This window comes from Pseudomonas migulae, assembly GCF_024169315.1.
Classification (GTDB): Bacteria; Pseudomonadota; Gammaproteobacteria; order Pseudomonadales; family Pseudomonadaceae; genus Aquipseudomonas; species Aquipseudomonas migulae_B.
Map to the genome: position 1 here is coordinate 2,557,504 of NZ_JALJWR010000001.1, position 24,814 is coordinate 2,582,317.

At 60.1% G+C, this 24,814-nt stretch carries 21 protein-coding genes; 10 read left to right on the forward strand and 11 right to left on the reverse strand.

Annotation, left to right across the window (positions count from 1 at the left end; genetic code table 11):
- Positions 1–198: 198 nt before the first annotated feature.
- The 5 genes from J2Y86_RS11755 (at position 199) to J2Y86_RS11775 (ending at position 8,688) form a co-directional block, all read left to right on the forward strand.
- The gene (locus J2Y86_RS11755) at positions 199–2,970 is read left to right on the forward strand and encodes an RHS repeat-associated core domain-containing protein (protein WP_253431255.1); all 2,772 of its coding nucleotides are present in this window, start codon (positions 199–201) and stop codon (positions 2,968–2,970) included.
- A gap of 123 nt (positions 2,971–3,093) precedes the next feature.
- Positions 3,094–4,860, forward strand: coding sequence for a sensor histidine kinase (locus tag J2Y86_RS11760; protein WP_253431258.1), 1,767 nt, complete (start codon positions 3,094–3,096; stop codon positions 4,858–4,860).
- Positions 4,854–6,179, forward strand: coding sequence for a sigma-54-dependent transcriptional regulator (locus J2Y86_RS11765; RefSeq protein ID WP_253431261.1), 1,326 nt, complete (start codon positions 4,854–4,856; stop codon positions 6,177–6,179). The genes J2Y86_RS11760 and J2Y86_RS11765 overlap by 7 nt, the downstream gene beginning before the upstream one ends.
- Before the next feature lie 311 nt (positions 6,180–6,490).
- Positions 6,491–7,813 (forward strand): MFS transporter, encoded by a 1,323-nt coding sequence (locus tag J2Y86_RS11770; protein WP_214378303.1) that lies wholly within the window; start codon positions 6,491–6,493, stop codon positions 7,811–7,813.
- 245 nt (positions 7,814–8,058) lie between these two features.
- A complete protein-coding gene (locus J2Y86_RS11775) occupies positions 8,059–8,688 on the forward strand; it encodes a flavin reductase family protein (protein WP_253431265.1) in 630 nt (209 codons plus the stop codon).
- Here the strand turns inward: J2Y86_RS11775 and J2Y86_RS11780 are convergent, their stop codons facing one another.
- Complete coding sequence (locus J2Y86_RS11780; protein ID WP_253431268.1) at positions 8,689–8,919, reverse strand: hypothetical protein; 231 nt, start codon at positions 8,917–8,919, stop codon at positions 8,689–8,691.
- A 40-nt stretch (positions 8,920–8,959) separates the two neighbouring features.
- Positions 8,960–9,313 (reverse strand): putative quinol monooxygenase, encoded by a 354-nt coding sequence (locus J2Y86_RS11785; protein ID WP_214378308.1) that lies wholly within the window; start codon positions 9,311–9,313, stop codon positions 8,960–8,962.
- Between the two features lie 334 nt (positions 9,314–9,647).
- On the opposite strand from J2Y86_RS11785, the gene J2Y86_RS11790 reads away from it, so the two are divergent.
- Positions 9,648–10,577 carry an AraC family transcriptional regulator gene (locus tag J2Y86_RS11790; RefSeq protein WP_214378310.1) on the forward strand — a complete coding sequence of 310 codons (930 nt, stop codon included), beginning with the start codon at positions 9,648–9,650 and terminating at the stop codon, positions 10,575–10,577.
- Positions 10,578–10,728: 151 nt separating this feature from the next.
- Here J2Y86_RS11790 and J2Y86_RS11795 read toward each other — a convergent pair whose 3' ends face one another.
- The 6 genes from J2Y86_RS11795 to J2Y86_RS11820 all read right to left on the reverse strand — a co-directional run bounded on the left by J2Y86_RS11795 (position 10,729) and on the right by J2Y86_RS11820 (position 18,138).
- Positions 10,729–11,784, reverse strand: coding sequence for an ABC transporter ATP-binding protein (locus tag J2Y86_RS11795; RefSeq protein ID WP_017340521.1), 1,056 nt, complete (start codon positions 11,782–11,784; stop codon positions 10,729–10,731).
- Between the two features lie 17 nt (positions 11,785–11,801).
- Positions 11,802–12,650: an ABC transporter permease gene (locus J2Y86_RS11800; RefSeq protein ID WP_253431270.1), complete on the reverse strand. Its 849-nt coding sequence runs from the start codon at positions 12,648–12,650 to the stop codon at positions 11,802–11,804.
- On the reverse strand, positions 12,647–13,555 hold the full coding sequence (locus J2Y86_RS11805) for an ABC transporter permease (protein WP_253431273.1): 909 nt from the start codon (positions 13,553–13,555) through the stop codon (positions 12,647–12,649). Before J2Y86_RS11805 ends, J2Y86_RS11800 begins: the two co-directional genes overlap by 4 nt.
- 179 nt (positions 13,556–13,734) lie before the next feature.
- Positions 13,735–14,838, reverse strand: coding sequence for an extracellular solute-binding protein (locus tag J2Y86_RS11810; RefSeq protein WP_253431276.1), 1,104 nt, complete (start codon positions 14,836–14,838; stop codon positions 13,735–13,737).
- A gap of 217 nt (positions 14,839–15,055) precedes the next feature.
- A complete protein-coding gene (locus tag J2Y86_RS11815; RefSeq protein WP_253431278.1) occupies positions 15,056–16,504 on the reverse strand; it encodes an aldehyde dehydrogenase family protein in 1,449 nt (482 codons plus the stop codon).
- Positions 16,501–18,138, reverse strand: a complete 1,638-nt coding sequence (locus J2Y86_RS11820) for a 5-guanidino-2-oxopentanoate decarboxylase (protein WP_253431281.1) — start codon at positions 18,136–18,138, stop codon at positions 16,501–16,503. Before J2Y86_RS11820 ends, J2Y86_RS11815 begins: the two co-directional genes overlap by 4 nt.
- 160 nt (positions 18,139–18,298) lie before the next feature.
- On the opposite strand from J2Y86_RS11820, the gene J2Y86_RS11825 reads away from it, so the two are divergent.
- Entirely contained in the window at positions 18,299–19,180 is an 882-nt protein-coding gene (locus J2Y86_RS11825) for a LysR substrate-binding domain-containing protein (RefSeq protein WP_253431283.1), read from the forward strand.
- Between the two features lie 142 nt (positions 19,181–19,322).
- Here J2Y86_RS11825 and J2Y86_RS11830 read toward each other — a convergent pair whose 3' ends face one another.
- Both J2Y86_RS11830 and J2Y86_RS11835 read right to left on the reverse strand, forming a co-directional pair.
- Positions 19,323–19,937, reverse strand: coding sequence for an NAD(P)-dependent oxidoreductase (locus J2Y86_RS11830; protein ID WP_253431286.1), 615 nt, complete (start codon positions 19,935–19,937; stop codon positions 19,323–19,325).
- Between the two features lie 224 nt (positions 19,938–20,161).
- On the reverse strand, positions 20,162–21,046 hold the full coding sequence (locus tag J2Y86_RS11835; protein ID WP_253431289.1) for an MBL fold metallo-hydrolase: 885 nt from the start codon (positions 21,044–21,046) through the stop codon (positions 20,162–20,164).
- 114 nt (positions 21,047–21,160) lie between these two features.
- Here J2Y86_RS11835 and J2Y86_RS11840 point away from each other — a divergent pair, with 114 nt between their 5' ends.
- Positions 21,161–22,066, forward strand: a complete 906-nt coding sequence (locus tag J2Y86_RS11840) for a LysR family transcriptional regulator (protein WP_253431292.1) — start codon at positions 21,161–21,163, stop codon at positions 22,064–22,066.
- Positions 22,067–22,286: 220 nt separating this feature from the next.
- On the forward strand, positions 22,287–22,463 hold the full coding sequence (locus J2Y86_RS11850) for a hypothetical protein (protein WP_017340530.1): 177 nt from the start codon (positions 22,287–22,289) through the stop codon (positions 22,461–22,463).
- 9 nt (positions 22,464–22,472) lie between these two features.
- On the opposite strand, the gene J2Y86_RS11855 is transcribed toward J2Y86_RS11850, so the two are convergent.
- A complete protein-coding gene (locus J2Y86_RS11855) occupies positions 22,473–23,369 on the reverse strand; it encodes a helix-turn-helix domain-containing protein (RefSeq protein ID WP_253431295.1) in 897 nt (298 codons plus the stop codon).
- 179 nt (positions 23,370–23,548) lie between these two features.
- Here J2Y86_RS11855 and pobA point away from each other — a divergent pair, with 179 nt between their 5' ends.
- Positions 23,549–24,742 (forward strand): 4-hydroxybenzoate 3-monooxygenase, encoded by a 1,194-nt coding sequence (gene pobA / locus J2Y86_RS11860; protein ID WP_253431297.1) that lies wholly within the window; start codon positions 23,549–23,551, stop codon positions 24,740–24,742.
- Positions 24,743–24,814: the final 72 nt, after the last annotated feature.

Consider the following 24,814-nt stretch of genomic DNA (forward strand, 5'->3'; position numbering starts at 1 on the left):
CTAAAACCTGGCTGTGACCTGTCATATCTGACAGGTCACAGCTGTTGCCTCACCTGATAAGTTGAACCTGTTCGCCGCTTTATCTCACCAGTGATACGTTGTCGGTACGTCGAAGGGGAAAATTCGTTGGTCCCTGATATCCACTCCCATACGCCAGCGCTGAGTGCTAATGACGGTCGTGGCCTAACGGTGCGGCAAGTGGCGTATCTGCGCACGGTTGTAGCCGACAAAGTCGCTGCGCGCATCGTCACTCAGCAATATGACGCCGCCGGGCGATTGGTGACTCAACGCGACCCTCGACTCCTCTCACCGGCCACCCGGCCGAACCAGACAACGTTTTACAGCCTGTCGGGTGCGGCATTGTTGACAGAAAACGTCGATGCGGGATGGCGCTTGAGCCTGGCAGGCGAAACCGGGCAAGTTCATGAACATTGGGATGGCCGAGGCAGCCACTGGCAGAACGAGTACGACAAACTGCGTCGGCCGACCGCCATCCATCAACAAACCCCGGGCATGGATGTACGCAGTGTCGAACGGCTGATGTATGCCGACAATACGATCGAGTTTGCCAACCGCAACCAATGCGGCAGCTTGATCCGCCACGATGATCCGGCCGGTACGCTGTGGTATGAGCAAACCGCCCTGAACGGTGGATTGATCCGCCAAACCCGGCGTTTGCTGCCAAATGCGACGGACCTGTCCGCCAACTGGCCCGAGGCTGAAGCTGACCGCGATCCATTACTGCAACCTGGGCCGGGGTACACCAGCACATCTCTTTACAGTGCGTCAGGGGAAGTGATCGAACTGACAGACGCCGGTGGTCACCGACAACAATTCAAGTTCGATCGTGCCGGGCAATTGCAATGCATTGACCTGACGCTTAATTCTCAAGAACCGCAACCGCTGTTGAAGGCTGCTCATTACAACGCCGAAGGCCAGTTGCTGACACAGATCACCGGCAACGATGTCACCAGTAATAGCACCTATGAGGCGTCGACTGGCCGGTTGGAACGCTTGACCACCATCACTTCAAAACGCGAGCGGCTCCAGGAGTTGAGTTACGAGTATGACCCGGTCGGCAACATTGTCCGAATGGTGGACCACACCCAGCCCGACAGTTATTTCGCCAACCAGCGTGTGGCAGCAGAAAACACGTACACCTACGACAGCCTCTCCCAACTCACCTGCGCCACGGGTCGCGAAAAGGCGGGCGCGGGCCGGACACCAGGGTTGCCGGAGTTGATGATCCCCAGCCCCATCGATCCTGCCCGGTTGCTCAACTACACCGAGTATTACGAGTACGACGCAGGTGGCAATCGGACCGAACTTCGTCATGAGAGTGACCGAAACCCATTCACTCATTCAATGCGTGTCGATCCGCAAAGCAACCGCGCGTTGCCGTGGAATGAAGGGGAAGACGAACCCGACTTCAAGCGCTACTTCGACGCGAACGGCAACCTGCAACGCCTGATCCCCGGTGCGCAGCCGATGACCTGGGATGCGCGTAATCAGTTGCAAAGCGTAATCACCGTACGCCGCTCGACAGCGGCCGATGACGGTGAGTGGTTTCGCTACAACGCGGGCGGTGAACGGGTCGTAAAATTCAGCACCCGACAAGCTCGAGCCGTCACACACCAGCGTGTCGTCCATTACTTGCCCGGACTGGAAGTGCGCAGAATCGATGACGATGAAGAACTTCAGGTCATCTGCGTTCCACTGGCTCGTGGCAGCGTGCGGTGCCTGCATTGGGTCAAGGGCAAACCTGACGATATCGAGGCTGATCAACTACGTTACAGCGTCGACGATCATTTGGGGTCTTGCAGTCTGGAAGTGGATAAAAACGCGGGGGTGATCAGCCATGAAGGCTACTACCCATTTGGCGGTACAGCCTGGTGGGCGGCTCGTTCGCGTGTTGAGGCTGATTTCAAGACCGTTCGGTATTCGGGCAAGGAACGGGATACAAGCGGGCTTTATTACTATGGTGCCCGGTACTATGCAGGGTGGCTTGGACGATGGATTAATCCGGATCCGGCGGGAAGTATAGACGGGCTTAATCGCTATAAAATGGTGGGTAACAATCCCATTGTGTATAGAGATCCAAACGGAATGGATAAAAAACCAATCAATCAGGATATCCATATGATATGGATTGGCGAAGCACCAGAAAAATTAGCAGCACACGTAGCAAACATTAATAACACTGCCGAACAGGCCAGTGGTTACAAAGTGCACTTATATCTGGAAACAGCCACCAAAGACAAATACGCCTCAACACTGGAAAAATTGAAAATTCACGAAATAGTCTATTTAAGAGACAGTGAGATTTTCCGCGACTTTCAAAAAACCGAAGTCGCGACCTTATACAATGATTTCAGATTGGGAGACCCGAAAAACCTCGCTTATGTAGCAGACGTTTTAAAACCGTTCATCGTGTATAAGCTCGGTGGAATGTACTCCGATGTCGACGATGTCTATCACCACGACGATCGAACAGATGAGGGAGCGCAGTTAGGCAATACATCATTAATGGCAGAGCCTGACGAAATTGTTACACATGAGCCTGTGCACGTGTCTTGGGAAGGGGCTGTTTCTGATCCCTTGATCCCCAACAGCTCGTTCGCTGCTCATGCCGGAAACCCGATTTTAAAGGATATAATGAATGAAATGACTCTACGGTATACAAAAAATGTCGGCTCAGGAGAGTTCTCCAAAAACGGTGGATATATCGGACAGGCAATACTGGAGAAAAACCCCAATGGCAGACCAAAAATAATGGGCAACATGGTAGGGCCTCTAGTATATACAGACGTCATTGCGCGTCATGATGACCAGATAGCGGAAATGTTCAAACTTGACAAAAAGATAAAATCTTACGAAGAAAAAGCCCCCATGGGTTTTTATGCCAAAATGACAACAAAAATGCCACTTGGCCGATACATTCAACTTGGCAACGCTAACTCTTGGAAATAACCGTCGTTTATAACTGCGCAGCGGAAAACTCAGGGATAACGTGAGCGACTTATCATTGGATTTACAGTTCGCACTCACCGCTCATGCTATGGTGCACTCCTTATTTTTGCCTGTTCCCACAGCATGCTGCCGACTTCCCGATCCCTGCGCCTGACGCTGTACACCTTTCTCATCCTCGCCGGTGCAGCCCTCGCCGCCACCCTGGCCATGCGTCACGCCGAGCGTCAGGCCCTGGTGGAAGACGCGGCCCGCGCCAATCAGCAACTGGGCCTGTACGCCACGTCCCTGCACACCCTGATCGAACGCTACCGCGCCCTGCCCGCCGTGCTGGCGCTGGACCCGGAGCTGCGTTCGGCGCTCAAAGGGCCGGTGACGCCCGAACAGCAGGACGCGCTGAACCGCAAACTGGAGAAGATCAACGGTGCGGCCGAGTCCTCGACCCTGGAACTGCTCGATCACACCGGCCTCGCCGTAGCGGCGAGCAACTGGCGTTTGCCCAGCAGTTACGTCGGTCACAACTACGGTTTTCGTCCTTACTTCAGCCAGACCCGAACCCAGGGCACCGGGCGCTTTTATGCGGTGGGCGTGACCAGCGGGATTCCCGGTTACTTCCTGTCCAGCGCCGTCACGGGCGACGACGGGCAGTTTCTCGGCGCGATGGTAGTGAAGCTCGAATTTCCGGAACTGGAACGCGAATGGCGTCAGGGCAGCGATACGCTGCTGGTCAGCGATGCACGCGGAATCATCTTCATCGCCAACCAGCCAGGCTGGCGCTATCGCTTGTTGAAGCCGCTGAACGACAGCGATCACGCCGAACTCAAGGCCACCCGCCAATACGACAAGCAACCGCTGACGCTGCTGGACTATCAATCGCTGCGCCGCTTCGACGATAACAGCGAGCTGGCGCGGGTCAATGGCCCGGACGGCAAAACAGATTACCTGTGGGAATCCTTGCCGCTGGCCACCGAAGGCTGGACCCTGCACCTGCTGCGCCGCCCGCAGGTCGCCTTCGAAGACAGTCGCAACGCCGCGCTTGCCGCTGCCGGCCTGTGGCTGACGCTGGTGTTTCTGCTGCTGTTCCTCAATCAGCGCTGGCGTCTGGCAAAAATGCGCCAGCGCAGTCGCGAAGAACTCGAACAACTGGTGGAAGAGCGCACCCGCGACCTGCGCACCGCCCAGGACGGTCTGGTGCAATCGGCCAAACTCGCGGCCCTCGGCCAGATGTCGGCGGCGCTTGCCCATGAAATCAATCAACCGCTGACCGCACAACGCATGCAACTGGCGACCTTGCGCCTGCTGCTCGATCACGGCCGGGTCGACGACGCCTACAAGGCGCTCAAACCGGTGGATGACATGCTGACGCGCATGGCCGCCCTCACCGGCCACCTGAAAACCTTCGCCCGTAAAAGCCCCAGCGGCTTGCGCGAACGTCTGGACCTGGCGGCGGTGGTGGACCAATCGCTGGAGCTGCTCGACACGCGCCTGCGCGATGAACAGGTCAGCACAGTGCTGCACCTGACACGCCCGGCGTGGGTGCGCGGCGATGCGATTCGACTGGAGCAGGTGCTGATCAATCTGCTGCGCAATGCGCTGGATGCGATGCAGGATAAACCCTGCAAACGTCTGGAGATCCGCCTCGAAGCCGACGAACAACTGTGGCGCCTGAGCGTCATCGACAACGGCAGTGGCATCGCCGAGGAGAACCTGTCGAAGGTCTTTGATCCGTTTTTCACCACCAAACCGGTGGGCGATGGCCTGGGCATCGGTCTGGCCGTATCCTTTGCCATCGTTCACGAATCGGGCGGACGCCTGAGCGCCGATAATCACGACAACGGCGCGGTGTTCACACTCACCCTGCCCATCGACCCGGAGGCTCATGGCCCATGCTGAATTCAGTGATGGTGGTCGACGACGAAAGCAGCATCCGCAGCGCCGTCGAACAGTGGCTGAGCCTGTCGGGTTTCGAGGTGCAGTTGTTCAGCCGCGCCGATGAGTGCCTGGCACAGTTACCGAAGCATTTCCCCGGTGTGATCCTCAGCGACGTGCGCATGCCCGGCATGACCGGGCTGGAACTGCTGGCCGAAGTTCAGCGCCGCGATGCCGACTTGCCGGTGATCCTGCTGACCGGCCATGGCGATGTACCGATGGCCGTCGATGCGATGCGCGATGGCGCCTACGACTTTCTCGAAAAACCTTTCAGCCCGGAAACCCTGCTCGGCAGTCTGCGTCGCGCGCTGGACAAGCGCCGGCTGGTGCTGGAAAACCGCGCCTTGCATGAGCAGGCCGACAACCGCGCCAAACTCGACGCGACCTTGCTTGGCGTGTCCCGTGGTTTGCAGACGCTGCGTCGACAAGTGCTGGACCTGGCAGCGTTGCCGGTCAACGTATTGATCCGCGGCGAAACCGGCAGCGGCAAGGAGCTGGTTGCCCGTTGCCTGCATGACTTCGGGCCGCGCGCCGGCAAGCCGTTTGTCGCGCTCAATTGCGCGGCGATTCCCGAGCAGTTGTTCGAGGCCGAGCTGTTCGGTCACGAGAGCGGCGCGTTCACCGGCGCTCAGGGCAAGCGCATCGGCAAGCTTGAATACGCCGATGGCGGCACGCTGTTTCTCGATGAAATCGAAAGCATGCCGCTGGCCCAGCAGGTGAAATTGCTGCGGGTATTGCAGGAGCAAAAGCTGGAGCGGCTGGGTTCCAATCAGAGCATTCACGTGGACTTGCGGATCATCGCTGCGACCAAACCGGACTTGCTGGATGAAGCGCGGGCCGGGCGGTTTCGCGAGGATCTCGCCTATCGGCTGAACGTCGCCGAGTTGCGGTTACCGCCATTGCGAGAGCGGCGTGAAGACATTCCGCTGTTGTTCGAGTCGTTTGCGCAGAATGCAGCCGAGCGCCTGGGGCGCACATTCCCACCCTTGAGCGGCCCGCAGTTGAGCCATTTGCTGAGCCATGACTGGCCGGGCAATGTGCGCGAACTGGCGAACGTCGCCGAGCGGCAGGTGTTGGGGCTGGGCGAGCCGGAACCAATGGGCATCGATCCCGGGCAGTCGCTGGCGGCGCAAGCGGAAGCGTTCGAAGCGCATTGCCTGCGCGCGGCGTTGACGCGGCACAAGGGCGATGTGAAAGCGGTGCTGGAAGAGCTGCAGCTGCCGCGTCGCACGTTCAATGAAAAGATGCAGCGGCATGGGTTGACGCGGGAGATGTTTTTGTAGTGTTTGGACGGGCCCCTTCGCGGGCAAGCCTCGCTCCTACAGGATTTGTGTCGTTTCCAATAATTCCGGGCGACTCGAAACCTGTAGGAGCGAGGCTCGCCCGCGAAGGGGCCGGTACAAACAATACAAACCCACAAGCCAGATAAGCGATTTTCCGCTCACACTCAACTTCCAATAAGCGGATTTCCGCTCAAAAAATCCTCCACCCCCCTCTAAACCGGCCCTCCCCCCGTTGGCACAGGTCCTGCTATAGCCCCAGCAGGCTGCGTTTCAACGCGCTCCACAAAAACAATTAAACGAAGGATCCTTCAATGGATAACTCCAACGCCCTGCCCCTTGGGTCGGCTGCCGTGCCGGCCAAAGAAAGAACCACTGCCAGTCGCATCAAATCGATTTTCAGCGGCTCCGTCGGCAACATGGTCGAGTGGTACGACTGGTACGTCTACGCCGCCTTCTCCCTGTACTTCGCCAAAGCGTTTTTCCCCAAAGGCGACACCACCGCACAACTGCTTAACACCGCCGCGATCTTCGCCGTGGGCTTCCTGATGCGCCCGATCGGTGGCTGGCTGATGGGACTCTACGCCGACAAGGCCGGTCGCAAGAAAGCGCTCATGGCTTCGGTGTACCTGATGTGTTTCGGCTCGCTGGTGATCGCCCTGAGCCCGGGGTATGAAACCATTGGCATCGGCGCGCCGATCCTGCTGATCTTCGCTCGTCTGCTGCAAGGCCTGTCGGTCGGTGGCGAGTACGGCACCTCGGCCACCTACCTCAGCGAGATGGCGACCAAGGACCGTCGCGGCTTCTTCTCCAGCTTCCAGTACGTGACCCTGATCTCCGGCCAGCTCATCGCTCTGGGCGTGCTGATCGTGCTGCAAAACTTCCTGACCACCGAAGAGCTGTATGCCTGGGGTTGGCGCATCCCGTTCGCCATCGGCGCACTGTGTGCCGTGGTCGCGCTGTACCTGCGTCGTGGCATGGAAGAGACCGAGTCGTTCACCAAGGTCAAGAAAGAGAAAAAAGAAAGCGCGATGCGCACCTTGATGCGCCATCCGAAGGAACTGATGACCGTGGTCGGCCTGACCATGGGCGGCACCCTGGCGTTCTACACCTACACCACGTACATGCAGAAATACCTGGTGAACACCGTCGGCATGAGCATCTCCGACTCCACCACCATTTCCGCTGCCACGCTGTTCCTGTTCATGTGCCTGCAACCGATCATCGGCGGCTTGTCGGATAAAGTCGGCCGTCGGCCGATCCTGATTGCCTTCGGCATCCTCGGCACGCTGTTCACCGTGCCGATCCTGACCACCCTGCACACCATCCAGAGCTGGTGGGGCGCGTTCTTCCTGATCATGGCGGCGCTGATCATCGTCAGCGGCTACACCTCGATCAACGCGGTGGTGAAAGCCGAGCTGTTCCCGACCGAAATCCGCGCACTGGGCGTGGGCTTGCCGTATGCACTGACCGTGTCGATCTTCGGCGGCACCGCTGAATACATCGCGCTGTGGTTCAAGAGCATTGGCATGGAAACCGGTTACTACTGGTATGTCACCGCGTGCATTGCCGTGTCGTTGCTGGTGTACATCACCATGAAAGACACCCGCAAGCATTCGCGGATCGAAACGGACTGAGTCCGCCAGCGGCACAAAAAAAAGGGGCAGACCTTAGCGGGTCTGCCCCTTTTTCGTTGCATCAACGCAGCCCCCTGTGGGAGCGGGCTTGCTCGCGAAGGCGGTGTATCAGTCAGCCAATTTGTTAAATGTGAAGCCGCTTTCGCGAGCAAGCCCGCTCCCACATTTGGACCGCATCGCTGGAAATTATCTGTTCGTCCCAGCACTATGAGCGCCCACGAATAAAGCTTCTGGAACCCGCGCCCATGCCCGACGACATCCACTACTACGAACCCGCCAACGGCCACGGCCTGCCGCATGACCCGTTCAACGCGATCGTCGGCCCACGCCCCATCGGCTGGATTTCTTCGCAGGACGCCAACGGCCGCCTGAACCTGGCGCCGTACAGTTTCTTCAACGCGTTCAACTACATTCCGCCGATCATCGGGTTTTCCAGCGTCGGGCGCAAAGACAGCCTGAACAACATCGAGCAGACCGGCGAGTTCGCCTGGAACCTGGCGACCCGGCCACTGGCCGAGCAGATGAACCAGAGCTGCGCGATGGTCGGCCCGGACGTCAACGAGTTCGAGTTGTCCGGGTTGACGCCCGTCGCCTCGAAAGTCATCCAGGTGCCACGGGTTGCCGAAAGCCCGGTGTCCTTCGAGTGCAAGGTCACGCAGATCATCCAGTTGCAGCGGAACGACGGCAATGTAGTGCCGAGCTGGCTGATTCTCGGCGAAGTGGTGGCCGTGCACATTGCCAAATGGCTGCTGAAGGACGGCGTATACGACACCGCCGCGGCAGAACCGATTCTGCGCGGCGGCGGGCCAGCGGATTATTTCCAGCTGGGGCCTGAGGCATTGTTCAAGATGTTTCGCCCGGGGGCGGTCAAGTAATTACCAGATCAACTCGCCGTCTTCATTGACGCCCTTGAGGTGTGTCAACTGTAGCGCGGCGGCTTCATCGGCCTCGCGGGCAGTTTTGAAGGTTTGTTCTTCGAGCAGCTTATGAAAGCGCGGCGCACCTGAGCCGCCAATGGCTTTGGTAGCGATTGCGGCGTGATAACCACCCTCGCGGGGGACTACGGCGGATACGGCTTCGAAGGTTTCAAAGGCTTTGCGTGCCATGTCGCGGATCCTGGCTGATGGAAGTCGAGCCATTAAACCCTCAACCCGCCATTTTGTGTACCCAGGACTGTGTCTGGCCCAGCGCCTGGACCGCCGATACCTCTTTGAAAGTATGAAAATCGAGGCTGTTGACCACCAGTTCCTGCACCAGCTCGGCGAAAACCTCCATGGCCGGGGTGCTGAAGTAAGCGGTCATGGCTTGCTGATGGGTCCAGAAACCGGACACCAGCCACAACTCCGGATCGCACTGCGAATGCTGCAGCGAAAAACTCAGGCAGCCAGGCGCGGTGCGCGATGGCTCGATCAAGGCGCTGAGGCGCGCACCGAGTTCTGCCGAACGCCCGGCACGGGCGCGGACAAAGGCCATATGACTGACGGGGATCTGCGTAGACATGTTCAACCCTCCCAAGTACTCGAGTGGCAGCCGTGGGACGGGCTGCGACAGGATCCAAGGTTAAGCGCCCGCACGCTTACCCGTTAGTCAATTCCTGCCGGCTTGTTGCACAATCCTGCGAGGCTGTCTTCAGCACCTGTAACAATGTGTAAAACCTGTCACGGGGCTGAAACACGAGGTTCGAGCAAGTTTTCCCTGCGCTAAACAGTCAGAGCCACCCGCCCCTGCAACCCGGTGCAGAATCAGGCAAGCTTTTCGCAGGATGTGTCTACCGCTGCGCCTTGCACAAATTTAAGCTCAGCTCATTCCCACTGCTTCGCCGAGGATGCCCTGCATGTCGTCGCTCGATCACTTTCAAGCCCCGCTGGACGCCGACATGGAGAAACAGCGCGCGGAACTGGCGGCCATCATCCGTCGCAACACAACGGAGGATGGCAATTATGCGACTGCTGTCGGCTCGCTGTTCCTGGGCAAGCACAGCAAGTCCCATGACTTCGCCCCGGTGCTGGCGCAACCGGCGTTGTGCATCATGGCGCAGGGGCGCAAAGAGGTCAGGCTGGCCGACGAATTCTTCAATTACGATCCGCTGAATTACCTGGTGGTGTCGGTCTCCATGCCCCTGAGCGGACGGATCGTGAACGTCACGTCTGAAGAACCGATCCTCTCGGTACGGCTGGACATCGACCCGGCGGAAATCACCGCGCTGATTGCCGACGCCGGCCCGCTCGGCGTACCGACCCGCCCTACCGGTCGCGGCTTGTATGTCGAACGGATCGACACGGCGATGCTCGACGCAGTGCTGCGCCTGGCGCGACTGCTCGACACACCGAAAGACATCGCCATGCTCGCGCCGCTGATTCGTCGGGAGATTCTCTATCGGCTGTTGCGCAGTCAGCAGGGTTATCGGCTGTATGAAATTGCCATCGCCAACAGCCAGAGCCATCGCATCAGCCAGGCGATCAAATGGCTCAACGGCAATTACGAGCAGCCGCTGCGTATCGATGATTTGGCCAAGGAAGTGAATTTAAGCGTGTCGACGCTGCATCACCGGTTCAAGGCCATGACGGCGATGAGTCCGTTGCAGTATCAGAAGCAGTTGCGCTTGCAGGAAGCGCGGCGGTTGATGCTGGCCGAAGGGCTGGAAGCGTCGGCGGCGGGGTATCGCGTCGGGTATGAAAGCCCTTCGCAGTTCAGCCGGGAGTACAGCCGGTTGTTCGGGGCGCCGCCGCTCCGGGATTTGGCGCGGTTGCGGTTGACGGTCTAGCTGAGATTTATAGTGTTTGTGCCGGCCTCTTCGCGAGCAAGCCCGCTCCCACAGGGAATATCAGTAATCACAAAAGGGTGTGAACACCGACGAACCCTGTGAGAGCGGGCTTGCTCGCGAAGAGGCCAGTGAAAGCAACCTACCTCTAAAATCAGGCACCCAGTACGCGGCAAGCCTCAGCCGGCAAAGTCACCGACACCGGATTCCCGATGCTCAACCCAAACCCCTGACACGGTGTGCTCAACGCCGTAAACGACACGCCCGAACACTCCACGGTCGTCTCGATCGTCGCACCGATATCCCGCACGAACGTCACCTTGCCCAGCAAGCGGTTCCCCGCCGTTGCCTGCGGATGCGACAGTTGCAGGTCTTCAGGGCGGATCAGCATTTTCACCTTCTCGCCGACCACGATGCTGCTGCAGATCGGCACTTCCAACGCATCACCGCCGGGCAAGCCCACCTTGCCGTTGCCCAGCGCCGTGGCCGGGAAGATGTTGCCCGAGCCGATGAAGTCCGCGACGAATTCGTTGGCCGGATGACGATAAATCTCGATCGGCGTGCCGACCTGCTGCACGCGATGCTCACCCAGCACCACGACGATATCGGCCATGGTCATCGCTTCACGCTGATCGTGGGTCACCATGATAGTGGTGATGTTCAGGCGCTGTTGCAGCTGGCGAATTTCCACCTGCATCGACTCGCGCAGCTTGGCGTCCAGCGCCGACAGCGGTTCATCCAGCAGGAGGATTTTCGGGTGGTTGGCAATCGCCCGGGCAATCGCCACGCGCTGGCGTTGGCCGCCCGACAGTTTCGCCACCGGGCGATCGATCATTTCCTTTAACTGGATCAGTTCCAGCAACTCCACCACCCGCGCCTGCTGATCAGCCTTGCTGACCCCGCGCAGTTTCAGCGGATAAGCGATGTTCTCCCCCACGGTCATGTGCGGGAACAGCGCCAGGGATTGAAACACCATGCCGAAATTGCGCTGATGCGCCGGCGTGTGGCCGATGTCTTCGCCGTCCAGGCGAATCTCGCCGCCGGTCAGGGTTTCGAGCCCGGCGATCATCCGCAGCAAGGTAGTTTTGCCGCAGCCCGAAGGGCCGAGGAAACACACCAGTTTGCCTTCGGGCAAATGCAGGTTCACATCCTTTACCGCGCAGGCCGAGCCGTAATGTTTCTCGACGTTTTCCAGAATCAGACCAGACATATGAATCACCTCAAGAATCAGAACGAAACGCCACCTTCACCGACCAGCTTCTCCAGCGCCCAGATCAGGACGAAGTCGATCAGCACGATCAGCACGGCAAACGAAAATACAGTGGGGTCGAGCGACGACACGGTGCGGCTGTACATCCAGATCGGCACGGTCATCACGTCGATGGTGTAGAGGAAGTAGGTCACGGTGAATTCGTTGAACGAAACGATGAACGCCAGCAGCATCCCCGCCAGAATCCCCGATTTCATCAACGGCACCACCACATCGACAATCGCCCGCAGGGGTGAGGCGCCGAGCATTTGCGCGGCCTCTTCGACTTCGCTGCCGATGGAGAGCATCGCCGCGGTGCAGTTTTTCACCACGAAGGGCAGCGCCAGGATCACATGGGCGATCACCAGCCGCGAGGTGGTCATCTGGAATGGCAGGCTGTCGAACACCAGCAGCAACGCCAGGCCCAACACCACCATCGGAAACACCAGCGGCAGCGACATCAGTTGCAACGCCACGGCTTTGCCGCGGAACTCGCAACGGGTCAGTGCGTAAGCCGCCGGCACCGCGATGATCGTGGCGAAGACCATGGTCAGGCACGCGACCATCAGGCTGGTGGTCATGGCTTTGCCCAGGCTCAGCACATCGCTGGAATCCGGCGACACGAAGGTGTGCCAGGCGGCCTTGTACCATTGCAGGCTGTAGCTGCTCGGCGGGAAATCGAGGTTCGACGCACCGCTGAACGACATCACAATCATGGTCAGGATCGGCAACACCGCCAGCAGCAGGATGAAGCCCGAGAGGATGCCAGCGAATTTGCCGGTCTCACCGGGCAGCAGGCCATAACGCTTTTTGGTCAATGTGCTCATTGGGAAGCCTCCAGCATGCGCCGACGACGGCCAGTGAAGAATTCGGACAAGGTCATGATCGCGAGCGTGGTGACGATCAGCACCACACCGGCGGCGGACGCGGCGGGCCAGTTCATCAGCGGGGCGATCTGGTCATGCACCATCACCGCCAGCATCGGCACGCGCCGACCACCGAGCAGCAAAGGCACCACGAAACTGCTGGCGTTGTAGGCGAATACCAACGTCGCGCCGGTAATGATCCCCGGCAAACTCATCGGCAACACCACCTGACGAAACACCTGCAAGCGACTGGCGCCCAGGGTGGCTGCAGCCTCTTCGTACGTACGGGCGACGCCGCGCATGGCGCTGGCAATCGGCAACACGGCCAACGGGAACGCGGTTTGCACCAGGCCCATCAACACGCCGTTCTGGTTGTACAGCAGCATGATCGGTCGCTTGATCAGGCCCAGGCCCATCAGTGCCTGATTGAGCATGCCGCCCGGACCGAGAATCACCAGCCAGCCATAGCTTTGCAGCAGCAGGTTGACCAGCAAAGGCAACAGCACGGCGGCGAGGAAGATTCGGCGCACGAACGGTGAAGTCAGGCGCGACATGGTGTACGCCACCGGGATCGCCAGAACCACGGCAATCACTGCGCTGATCAAGGCCAGGCGCAGGGTCAGCAGCAAGGATTTGAGGTAGTACGGTTCCAGCAACTGGGCGTAGCTGGCCAGGCTGAACCCGGTCCATTCCGCGCCTTTGGTGCCCACGCTCATGCGCAGTACCAGCAGGCTGGCGGCGATCAGCACGCCCAGAAACAGCATCGACGGCGAGAGGAAAAACCAGGCGCGGGTCGTCGGCGAAACACCCCGATGGGCGCGCGCCGGAGCGGTAACGACCGGATGAGTCAGAGGTTGGTGTTCCATAGCAAGGGTCTCGTCAATGGAAAGCAGCTGGCAAACACAAGACTTCAGGCCACTTCGACACCTGTGGGAGCGGGCTTGCCCGCGATAGCGATCTGTCAGTCACATCATTGTCGACAGGGAGGCCGTCATCGCGGGCAAGCCCGCTCCCACAGGTTTTTGCAGTGTCTGGAAGGCCTATATCAGGAAGAAAAGATTTCCGTGTAGCGACGAATCCATTGGTCATGCACGGAGGCCAGGAAGGCGTTGTCGTGCATGATCGCCTTCTCGGCAATCTGCTCCGGCGTGAGGATGTACGGGCTCTTGCGCGCTTCGGCGGAGATGATCGCCTTGGCGTTGACCGGGCCGTTGTAGATGTCCTCAGCCATCTTGCCCTGCACCAGCGGGTCCAGAGAGTGGTTGATGAACGCGTACGCGAGGTCGATATCGCCAGGACGGCTCTTCGGCATCACCGAGAGCATCAGGTCGGTGTAGAAACCTTCCTTCATGCCGAACGTGGCGCCCAGCCCGTAAGCCGGATCGCGGATCTGTTTCGGGAAGAAGGCCGGGGCGTACAGGCCGCCCATGTCCAGGGAACCGGTGCGGAACAGCTCGGCGATCTGGTTCGGGTTTTCACCCAGGGTCACCACACGGTCCTTCAGCTCGGCGAGCTTCTTGAAGCCCGGCTCGATGTTGTGCTCGTCACCACCGGCCAGTTTGGCGGCGATGATGATCAGGTCCATGGCCTCGGTCCAGTTCGGCGGCGGCAGGAAGATGTTCGGCGACAGCTCCGCGTCCCACAGGGCGGCGTAACTGTCCGGCGCTTCCTTGATGGTGCGGGTGCTGTAGACCAGGCTGTTGCACCAGAGCAGGTAACCGATCCCGTGGCCATTGGCGCCGGTGCGGTATTTCTCCGGTACATCGACCAGGTTGGGAATGCGGTTGAGATCAGGTTTTTCCAGCAGGTTGGCGGCGGCCAGACCTTCGGCGCCGACGCCGGCCAGGGTGATGATGTCGTACTGCGGACGATCACCGCCGGCCTTCAGTTTGGCGACCATTTCCGAGGTGCTGCCGGTGCGGTCAGCGATGACCTTGCAGCCGTACTTGTCTTCGAAGGTCGCCGCGATGTTGCGCAACGCTGCCAGGCCGGTGTCATCGGACCAGGTCAGCAGGCGCAGGGTCTTGCCCTGGAATCGAGTGTCGCTGGCGTTGGCCTTGACGAAGGGCAAGCTCATGGCCGCCGCTGCCACCGAGGCCACGCCCACGGTTTTGATGAATTGACGTCTGTTCAGATCATGCTCGCCCATTACGGACTCCCTTTGTTTTTGTAGGTATAAGGCAGGTCGAAACTGTTGCATCCGCGCGGCCGGATCAGCGTTATCCCTCGTATTTTCGGGGGCTTGGCTGAACCAGAGAGTTCATCCTGAGGTCGTGCAAAACACCTGACTATCGATAAAAACTCATCGAAGCCATGACACCAGCGCATGCCTCGATGGGAGGCATGCGCTCACCTTTTTCGTGCCGTCAGACGGCGCGAATGACGTGTTTGATTTCCTGAAAAGCCTGCAAGCCCCACGGCCCCAATTCGCGGCCGATGCTGCTTTGCTTGTAGCCACCCCAGGCGGTCTGCGGGAAGATCACCTGCGGCGCGTTGATCCACACAAGCCCCGCCTGCAGAGCGTTGGCGACCCGATCAGCCGCCTCGGCGTCACGCGTCACCACACTGGCGACCAGACCGAACTGGCTGTCGTTGGCCAGGGCAATCGCCTCGGCTTCGGAGGCGAAACTGCGCACGCAGATCACCGGGCCGAAAATCTCTTCACACCACAACGCACTGTCGAGGGGCACTTCGGTGAAAATCGTCGGCTGCAAAAAATATCCGCGTGGAAGATCTGCCGGGCGATTGCCGCCGCAAATCAGCTTGGCGCCGGCGCTCAAGCCGCGATCGATGTGGCCGAGCACACGCTGGTATTGCGCCTGATTGACCAGCGCACCCATTTCCACGTTCGGGGCGAACGGGTCGGCTACGCGAATGGCTTCGGCGCGCGCCTTCAGGCGCAGGAGGAATTCGTCGGCCAGTTCATCGGCGACCAGCACACGACTGGTGGCCGAACACATTTGCCCGGCGTTGAAGAAACCACCGCCACAGGCCACTTCCACGGCCAGTTCGATGTCGGCATCGGCCAGCACCAGCAGCGAGGATTTACCGCCCAGTTCGAGGCTCACGCCCTTCACGGTTTCGGCGGCGCGTTGCATCACTTGCACGCCGACCGCGTTGCTGCCGGTGAAGGAAATCTTGGCGATGCGCGGGTCCGCCGAGAGCGGCGCGCCCACTGCCAGACCGGTGCCGCAGACTACGTTGAACACGCCCTTCGGCAACCCGGCGTCGGCGATGATCGCCGCCAGTTCCAGCTCCGGCAGTGGCGTCACTTCGGAAGGTTTGAGCACCACGCAGCAACCGGCGGCCAGGGCCGGGGCGAGTTTCCAGGCGGTGGTGACCATCGGGAAATTCCACGGCACGATCAGGCCGACCACACCGCACGGCTCGCGGCGCACGCGGGCGCTGAAGTCGTCGGTGGGCAATTCGACGTTGCTGTCCTGTTTGGCGTCGAGGCCTTCGGCCAGACCGGCGTAGTACTCGAACGTGGCAATCACGTCATCGACGTCGATGGCCGCTTCGAACAACGGTTTGCCGTTGTTGCTCGACTGCAACTGCATCAACTGCTCGCGACCGGCCTGTACGCCGGCGGCGATCTTGCGCAGGATCGCGCCACGCTCGGCGCCGGTGGTTTGCGACCAGGCCTTGAAGGCTTCGGTCGCTGCGTTCACGGCTTGATCGACCGAATGCGCATCGCCGCCATTCACGGTGGTCAGCAGCGCTTCGGTGGCCGGGTTGATCACCCGCAGATGTTCGCTGCCGGCCGACCATTTTCCGTCAATGAACAGACCATCAAGGGTCGTAGGGAAGGTCATTTCGACACCGCCTTCATCCACTGAGTCTGATCGATTTCAATCAGGGTCGGACCCTGGCGATCGGTGGCGCAGCGCAGTGCACTGCGCAACTGCTCGACACCGTCGACCGCTTCAGCCGCGCAGCCCAGCGCCTTGGCGACACCGATGAAGTCCGGGGTGTAGATGTCCACGCCGACCGGTTCGATGGCGCGGTTGACCATGTATTTCTTGATCTCTTCGTAGCCCTGGTTATTCCACAGCAGGACGATCACCGGCGTGCGCGCTTCAACGGCGCTGGCCAGTTCCGGCAGGGTGAATTGCAGGCCGCCGTCACCGATCAGACACACCACTGGAGGACGCGCGCCGTTTTCAACGCTGCCGCCGAGCCAGGCGCCGATCGCCGCCGGCAAGGCGTAACCGAGGGTGCCGTAACCGGTGGACGAATTGAACCAGCGACGCGGGCGTTCCGGGTTGAAGGTCAGGTTGCCGGTGTACACCGGTTGGGTCGAATCGCCGACGAACACCGCGTCCGGCAATTCATGCAGGACGGTTTCGAGGAAGCGGGTCTGGGCCAGGGTCGGAGCGTCCCAGGTGGCGGCGAGGTCTTCGCGCAGACGTGCGGAACGGACCTGGCCCCAATCGTTGCGGCGCTCGGCCAGCGACTTGTGGGACAGCGCGCTCAACAAGGCTTGGGCAGCGTTGCGCGAATCGGCCACCAGGGCGACTTTCGGCGGGTAGTTGCGCACGGTCTGGTCAGGGTCGATGTCCACCCGCAGCAGCACGCCGGGAATTTCGAAACCGCCGGCGAAGGTGACGTCGTAGTCGGTTTCCGCCAGTTCGGTGCCGATCGCCAGCACGACGTCGGCCTCGGCCACCAGGGCGCGGGTCGCCACCAGGCTTTGGGTCGAGCCGATCAACAGCGGATGGTTGGATTCGAGCATGCCTTTGGCGTTGATGGTCAGGGCCACCGGTGCGTCGAGCAGTTCAGCCAGTTCAGTCAACTCAGCGGCGGCATCGATGGCACCGCCACCGGCGAGAATCAGCGGGCGCTTGGCGCCAGCGAGCAACTCGGTCATGCGGCTGATCGCGCTTGGCGAAGCACCGGCGCGGTCGATGTTGACCGGCAGGCTGGCGAGCAGGTCATCGGCCTCTTCGACCAGCACGTCCAGCGGAATTTCAATGTGCACAGGACGCGGGCGACCGGCCTGGAACAGGGCGAAGGCGCGGGCCAATACACCCGGCAATTCGGACGCCGACATCAGGGTGTGGGAGAACGCTGCGACGCCGCCGACTAAGGCGCTCTGGTTCGGCAGTTCGTGGAGCTTGCCGCGACCGCCGCCCAACTGGTTGCGGGTCTGCACGCTGGAGATCACCAGCATCGGAATCGAATCGGCATACGCCTGACCCATCGCCGTGGTGATGTTGGTCATGCCAGGGCCGGTGATGATGAAGCACACACCCGGTTTGCCGCTGGTGCGTGCATAACCGTCGGCCATGAAACCGGCGCCCTGTTCGTGACGCGGAGTAACGTGGTTGATGCTCGAACGGGCCAGCCCGCGATACAGCTCCACGGTGTGAACCCCGGGAATGCCGAACACCTGCTCAACCCCGTAGTCTTCGAGTAACTTGACCAATACTTCGCCGCACGTCGCCATGTTTTTTGCCCTTTTTGTTCGTTTGAGACGCCGGGCCTGCGCAGTGTTTATGATGAGTGGGCAGGTCCAGGGATGGCCTCATTGGAACGGGCGACACGTAGCCGCAACAATGGATAAAAAGTCATACTAGCCATGTCCTCACGTCATACCTTGGATCCCAATGAAACGATTGCCTCCCCTGCCGGCGCTGCACACTTTTCTGATCACCGCGCAGTGCTGCAACTTCACCCGTGCGGCCGAACAGCTGTTTATCACCCAGGGTGCGGTGAGTCGGCAGATCGCCGGGCTGGAAGAACATCTGGGTTATGAGCTGTTCATTCGCCAGGCCCGAGGCCTGGACCTGACGGCGGAAGGACGGGAGTGGCTGCCACGGGTGCAACAGATTTTCGGCTTGATCGACGAGGCGGTGGAGCAGATCGGCGAGAAGCGCGAAACCCTGCAACTCAAAGCGCCGACGTGCGTGATGCGCTGGTTGTTGCCGCGCCTTTTGCAGTGGCAAAAAGAGCGCCCGGATGTGCCGGTAGAGCTGACCACCACGGTCAAGCACGGTGTGGATTTCCATCGCGAGCAATTCGATGCGGCGGTGATGTATGGCGCGCCGCCGGACAGTGCGTTGACGTCTTTTCTGCTGTTCGATGAGCAACTGACCCCGGTGTGTTCACGACCGATGCTGGACGGGCCGATGGCGTTGCAGACACCCGCGGATCTGCAACAGCACTTGTTGCTGCACCCGACTCGGGATGAGCGCGACTGGAATGCCTGGCTGAAAGCGGCGAACCTTCAATTGAGCAACGTCAGCAAAGGGCAGCATTTCGAGACCCTGGACCTGGCGATGTCGATGGCGTCCCAAGGGACCGGTGTGGCGATCGGCGACTGGTCGTTGATTGGCGATGACCTGAGTGCCGGGCGGCTGGTCATGCCGTTTGAATTGAAGGTCAAGACAGGGTTGGCGTACTACCTGGTATTCCCGGAGAAACCCGCACCTTCGCCGAAGTTGCGCGAATTGATGGGGTGGTTGGTGGAGCAGGCTCAGTCCCGCTGAAAAGCTGAAAAGCTGAAAAGCTGAAAAGCTGAAAAGCTGAAAAGCTGAAAAGCTGAAAAGCTTCGCGAGCAAGCCCGCTCCCACAGGAGAATGCATTCCAATGTGGGAGCGGGCTTGCTCGCGAATGGTTTCAGCCGCGCCGTCAATATCCGACAGTGAACCGCTGCCGTGAATGATTAGGTGTTTCCACTTCATCGATCATCGCAATCGCATAGTCGGCGAAAGAAATCCAGCTGCGCCCTGCACTGCTCACCAGCAAATCGTCCTTGCCAATCCGGAACGTACCGGTGCGCTCACCTTCGACAAACTCCGCCGACGGCGACACAAAGGTCCAGTCCAGTTCGTTTTCCTGACGCAGGTTTTCAAGAAACGCAGCACCGGCGCTGGCCTCTGCCTTGTACTCCGCCGGGAAACCTTTGCTGTCGATCACGCGGGTTCCGTCCGGCAGCAACAGCGAACCGGCACCGCCCACGACCAACAAACGTTTCACACCCGCCTGTTTCACCGGCCCGATGACGGCGCTGGCAGGAAGGGTCGCGAAATGCGCGGCGCTGATCACCACATCATGACCTGCGACCGCAGCTTGCAACGCTTCGGCATCGAGGGCATCAACGTTCTTGCTGACGACTCCGGCACGCTGAGCGATCTTCGTGGTATCGCGGGCAATGGCCGTGACGTTGTGACCACGACGCAGGGCTTCTTCCAACAGCTGGCTGCCGGCACGGCCGGTGGCACCGATGATTGCGATATTGCTCATGATGTTCTCCAGTTGGCTGAGGTGTATCTGTGAAAAGTTGTGCGGTAACGATGCCTTTGTGGCGAGGGGATTTATCCCCGTTCGGCTGCGAAGCAGTCGTCAGAGAACCTCATTGATGTAACCGAACTTTAAAGGCATGGGACTGCTGCGCAGTCCAACGGGGATAAATCCCCTCGCCACAGATAAATCCCCTCGCCACAGGTGTGCGTGTTCATTGCATAAACTCATTCACCCCACTTCATCTCGCCCTTGGCGACTTTGGCGCTCAGTTCCAGCGAGCTTTCTTCGCCCAGGGTCGGGAAGCGTTTTTTCATCGCAGCAATCAGCGCCGCAGAGTCTTTGGCCTTCACGGTTTCTTCGTCGAAGGCCTTGATGTAATCCGCTGTGAATTTCACAGCGGCCAGGGAGCGCGCGCTCTTGCCGAGGTAGTGGCCCGGCACGAGGGTGTTCGGTTTCAGGGTTTCAATGCTGTGCAGCGTAGCCAGCCAGTCAATGTGGGATTGCGCAGTCTGGGTGTCGGCCATCCACACGTGAATGTTCTCCGCGACCACCACGCCACCGACCACTGCCTTGATCGACGGGATCCACACAAAGGTGCGATCCGGTTGCTTGCCCTCCAGCCCCACCACCTGCAACTTCTGCCCTTCGAGCATCAGGCTGTCGCCCTCAAGCACGCCCGGCACGATGGTTCTGGCCGGCACGTCGGCGCCCATTTTCGGGCCCCAGAACGCCAGTTTGCCGTCGACGGTTTTCTTGATGTGCTCCACCGTCGGTTGCGAGGCGAGCACTTTGGCGTGGGGGAACGCAGCGGTCAGGGTGTCGAGGCCGAAGTAGTAATCCGGGTCACCGTGGCTGATGTAAATGGTGGTCAGTTGCTTGCCACTGGCGCGGATCTTTTCCACCACCTGCTCGGCCTGGGATTTGCCGAATTGCGCGTCCACCAGGATCGCGTCTTTCTCGCCACTGACCAACACCGAGGTCACCGGGAAGATCGCCTTGTCGCCCGGGTTGTAGACATCCAGTGTCAATGTCGATGCCGCCGCATGTGCCGCGAAGCCGAGGGTGGCCGTGGCCAGCAAAATGCGTTTGAGGGAAGTGAAACCGATCATCTGTTGCTCCGTTGTCCGAGTGCCGTGCTTGGCGATGGAACAGAGCTTAGTTGCATGACTCGGTACAAAAAATGCGATGCTGGAACATAGTTTGTTTCTGAAATCGGGCAAATCATGGATCGTCTACAAGCAATGCGGGTGTTTGTCACAGTGGTCGACCTCGGCAGCCAGTCGGCCGCCGCCGATCACCTGGAGCTGTCACGGCCGGTGGTTTCGCGGTATCTGGCGGAACTGGAAGACTGGGTCGGCGCGCGCCTGATGCACCGCACCACGCGCAAGTTGAGCCTGACGGCCGCCGGCAGCGAGATCCTGCCACGGTGTCGGCAGATGCTCGATCTGTCGTCGGACATGCAGGCTGCCGTCAACGAGCCGGACGAAGCGCCGCGCGGCCTGCTGCGGATCAGCGTCAGCACCTCGTTCGGCCAGGCACAACTGGCGGATGCCATGGCGGCCTACGTCAAGCGTTACCCCGGCGTCAGCATCGACCTGCAAATGCTCGACCGCACGGTAAACCTGGTGGATGAGCGCATCGATCTGGCGATTCGCACCAGCAATGACCTGGACCCGAACCTGATTGCGCGGCGGCTGACGGTCTGTCGCTCGGTCATCTGCGCCGCTCCCGATTACCTGCAAGAGCATCCGGCACCGACGCGGGTCGAAGACCTGAGCCAGCACAACTGCCTGACGCATTCCTATTTCGGCAAAAGCCTGTGGCATTTCGAACAGGATGGAGAACCGGTCTCGGTGCCAGTGCAGGGCAACATCAGCGCCAACGAGGCCAGTACGTTGCTGCGCGCGACGATGGCCGGCGCCGGGGTGGCGATGCTCCCGACTTATCAGGCCGGCGTGCATATCCACAGCGGTGAACTGATCCGCCTGTTGCCCCAGGCCGAACCGCGCCAGATGAACATCTACGCGGTGTACGCCTCCCGCAAGCACATGCCGGCGGCGCTGCGCAGCGTGCTGGATTTTCTGGTGCTGAGATTTCCGGAAGAGCCGGCGTGGGATATCGGCCTGTAACCCGATCCCCCCTGTGGGAGCGGGCTTGCTCGCGAATGCGGTGGGTCAGTCGCTCTACGTGTTGGATGATCCACCGCTTTCGCGAGCAAGCCCGCTCCCACAAGGGAATATCAGTGTTCTGAATGTCGGGTTAAATGCGCAGAACGCGTGACTGGCAACTCACTGCCGCTGACCTATGCTGAAAGTAGTACCGAAAGGTATTCGTTCAGAGGTCAACGCCATGAACATCAAAACAAGAAGATACCTCGCGATTTTCATCACCTGCGCGGCCACGCTGGCGCTGTATGGCACGGCGGCCTGGCGCGTCGAGCAGTTGCGGCAACTGCCCCGTGAATACGCGAGCTGTAACTTCGAGCGTTGCATCCCCCACAACGCGACCCTCAACGCCCTTCGCTAACGAAAGGGATCAGGCCTCGTTGTCCTGATCGGCCTTCAAGCGGTCGCGAAAGGCCTTGGGCGAAATCCCCACCCGGCGCCGGAACAGGCGCGTGAAGTTGGTCGGATCGGAAAACCCCAACACGTCGGACATTTCGTAAATGGTCATGCTGGTGTAGGTCAGCAAACGCTTGGCCTCCAGCAATTGCCGCTCGTGCATGATCTGCAGCGCCGGTTGCCCCGCCAGTTCACGGCAAGTGCCGTTGAGGTGCGACACGGAAATCCCCAGCCGATGCGCCAGGTCCTCGACCTTGACGTGTTGGCGATACGTCTCTTCCACCAGCTGGATAAACCCGTTGAGGTACTCCCGCGCCCGCTGCGGGCGCTGACTGGCGGAGCGACGCTGAAGCGCCTGACGGCTGACCCACACCATGATCACGCTGACCAGCGAATGCATGAGCATTTCCCGGGCCGGTTGATGGCCGGTGTATTCGTTTTGCAACGCAGAAAACAAACTGTTGAGGTACTCACCGTCATTGCCCGCCGGATAACTTTCGGCCTGGGCCAGGGCATTCACCGCGTTGCCCAGTTGTGCCTGAAGATGGGCGACCAGCGGCGCGGCCAGCGTCACGACGAATCCTTCGACGTCCTCGGAAAAACGATAACCGTGCACCGATAACGGCGGCAGAACCAGCATGGCCGGCTCGTTCAGCTGCGTGCGTTTGCCTTCGATTTCAAGCTCTGCCTGACCTTTGAACACGAAGAGCAACTGGCACAAATCGGCGTGGCGATGGGGTTTGATTTCCCACTGATGTTCGCGGCTGCGTTTGGAGATGGTTTCGCAGTGCAACAAGTCCGGGGTCGGCCAGTCCAGGCTTTCACCGTAGAGCTTGAACACCGGTATCGAAGGCAGGTCAGGCTTGTTCATAACGTCAATCCAGGCCTCGGAAGGTGGCGGGCGATAATCGCACCGATTGGCAGAATGTACAGCTATCGGCTCAGTTTTCACCTTCAATTGACAGACCCGCAAGTGAAAAATGCAAGCACTCGATCCATAAAAATAATTCACCGACCCTGGTCGCGTGGAGCTTGCGAGTCATAAAAACAATGAAAACGCTGAAAACCCAAATCGCCATCATCGGTGCCGGTCCCTCGGGATTACTGCTCGGCCAATTGCTGCACAACGCCGGTATCGACACCCTTATCCTCGAGCGCCAGACCCCGGATTATGTACTCGGCCGAATCCGTGCCGGTGTCCTCGAACAAGGCATGGTAGAGCTGCTGCGCCAGGCCGGCGTCGGCCAGCGCATGGACGCCGAAGGGCTGGTCCACGGCGGCTTCGAACTGGCCCTCGACGAGCGTCGGGTGCACATAGATCTGCAGGCCCTGACCGGCGGCAAAACCGTGATGATCTACGGGCAGACCGAGGTCACCCGCGACTTGATGGCCGCTCGTCGGGAGGCCGGCGCGCAGACGATTTACGACGTCGACAACGTCGTACCCCACGGCATGAAAACCGATGAAGCCTTCGTGACGTTCGAAAAGGACGGTGAAACCTGGCGGCTCGACTGCGACTACATCGCCGGTTGCGACGGCTTCCATGGCGTGGCGCGGCAATCGATTCCCGCCGAGTGCCTGAAGGTGTTCGAGCGGGTTTATCCATTCGGCTGGCTGGGGATTCTCGCCGACACGCCGCCGGTTCACGATGAACTGGTCTACGCCCGCCACGAGCGCGGTTTTGCCCTGTGCAGCATGCGCTCGGCGACGCGCACCCGTTATTACCTGCAAGTCCCGGCCTCGGATCAGGTCGGGGACTGGTCCGATCAGCGGTTCTGGGATGAGCTCAAATCACGCCTGCCGACTGCGCTGGCGGAGTCGCTGGTGACCGGGCCGTCCATCGAAAAAAGCATCGCGCCGCTGCGCAGTTTCGTGGTCGAACCGATGCAGTACGGGCGGATGTTTCTGGTCGGCGATGCCGCGCACATCGTACCGCCCACCGGCGCCAAAGGCCTGAACCTGGCGGCCAGCGACGTCAGTACGCTGTTCAACATCCTGCTGAAAGTTTACCGCGATGGCCGGGTCGACTTGTTGGAGAAATACTCTCAGGTCTGCCTGCGCCGGGTCTGGAAAGCCGAGCGCTTTTCGTGGTGGATGACCTCGATGTTGCATCGCTTTGACGATCACGACGGGTTCAGCCAACGCATCAGTGAGTCGGAGCTGGACTACTTCGTCAGCTCTGAGGCGGGTCGAAAAACCATTGCAGAAAATTACGTCGGACTTCCGTACGAGGCTATCGAATAGCCTCCTATCGACTTACACTGGCGAGCATCCCCGCTCGCCCTTGCCTCTTGCGGGACCCTCACTGCCCGCAGG

Excerpts from the sequence above, each read along its gene's own strand:
- J2Y86_RS11825 (WP_253431283.1), top strand. The coding sequence starts at position 18,299 with ATGAAACGATTGCCTCCCCTGCCGGCGCTGCACACTTTTCTGATCACC.
- J2Y86_RS11855 (WP_253431295.1), bottom strand. The coding sequence starts at position 23,369 with ATGAACAAGCCTGACCTGCCTTCGATACCGGTGTTCAAGCTCTACGGT.
- J2Y86_RS11840 (WP_253431292.1), top strand. The coding sequence starts at position 21,161 with ATGGATCGTCTACAAGCAATGCGGGTGTTTGTCACAGTGGTCGACCTC.
- J2Y86_RS11760 (WP_253431258.1), top strand. The coding sequence starts at position 3,094 with ATGCTGCCGACTTCCCGATCCCTGCGCCTGACGCTGTACACCTTTCTC.
- pobA (WP_253431297.1), top strand. The coding sequence starts at position 23,549 with ATGAAAACGCTGAAAACCCAAATCGCCATCATCGGTGCCGGTCCCTCG.
- J2Y86_RS11800 (WP_253431270.1), bottom strand. The coding sequence starts at position 12,650 with ATGAGCACATTGACCAAAAAGCGTTATGGCCTGCTGCCCGGTGAGACC.
- J2Y86_RS11835 (WP_253431289.1), bottom strand. The coding sequence starts at position 21,046 with ATGATCGGTTTCACTTCCCTCAAACGCATTTTGCTGGCCACGGCCACC.
- J2Y86_RS11830 (WP_253431286.1), bottom strand. The coding sequence starts at position 19,937 with ATGAGCAATATCGCAATCATCGGTGCCACCGGCCGTGCCGGCAGCCAG.
- J2Y86_RS11790 (WP_214378310.1), top strand. The coding sequence starts at position 9,648 with ATGTCGTCGCTCGATCACTTTCAAGCCCCGCTGGACGCCGACATGGAG.
- J2Y86_RS11770 (WP_214378303.1), top strand. The coding sequence starts at position 6,491 with ATGGATAACTCCAACGCCCTGCCCCTTGGGTCGGCTGCCGTGCCGGCC.
- J2Y86_RS11820 (WP_253431281.1), bottom strand. The coding sequence starts at position 18,138 with ATGGCGACGTGCGGCGAAGTATTGGTCAAGTTACTCGAAGACTACGGG.
- J2Y86_RS11765 (WP_253431261.1), top strand. The coding sequence starts at position 4,854 with ATGCTGAATTCAGTGATGGTGGTCGACGACGAAAGCAGCATCCGCAGC.
- J2Y86_RS11775 (WP_253431265.1), top strand. The coding sequence starts at position 8,059 with ATGCCCGACGACATCCACTACTACGAACCCGCCAACGGCCACGGCCTG.
- J2Y86_RS11810 (WP_253431276.1), bottom strand. The coding sequence starts at position 14,838 with ATGGGCGAGCATGATCTGAACAGACGTCAATTCATCAAAACCGTGGGC.
- J2Y86_RS11795 (WP_017340521.1), bottom strand. The coding sequence starts at position 11,784 with ATGTCTGGTCTGATTCTGGAAAACGTCGAGAAACATTACGGCTCGGCC.
- J2Y86_RS11785 (WP_214378308.1), bottom strand. The coding sequence starts at position 9,313 with ATGTCTACGCAGATCCCCGTCAGTCATATGGCCTTTGTCCGCGCCCGT.
- J2Y86_RS11805 (WP_253431273.1), bottom strand. The coding sequence starts at position 13,555 with ATGGAACACCAACCTCTGACTCATCCGGTCGTTACCGCTCCGGCGCGC.
- J2Y86_RS11815 (WP_253431278.1), bottom strand. The coding sequence starts at position 16,504 with ATGACCTTCCCTACGACCCTTGATGGTCTGTTCATTGACGGAAAATGG.
- J2Y86_RS11780 (WP_253431268.1), bottom strand. The coding sequence starts at position 8,919 with ATGGCACGCAAAGCCTTTGAAACCTTCGAAGCCGTATCCGCCGTAGTC.
- J2Y86_RS11850 (WP_017340530.1), top strand. The coding sequence starts at position 22,287 with ATGAACATCAAAACAAGAAGATACCTCGCGATTTTCATCACCTGCGCG.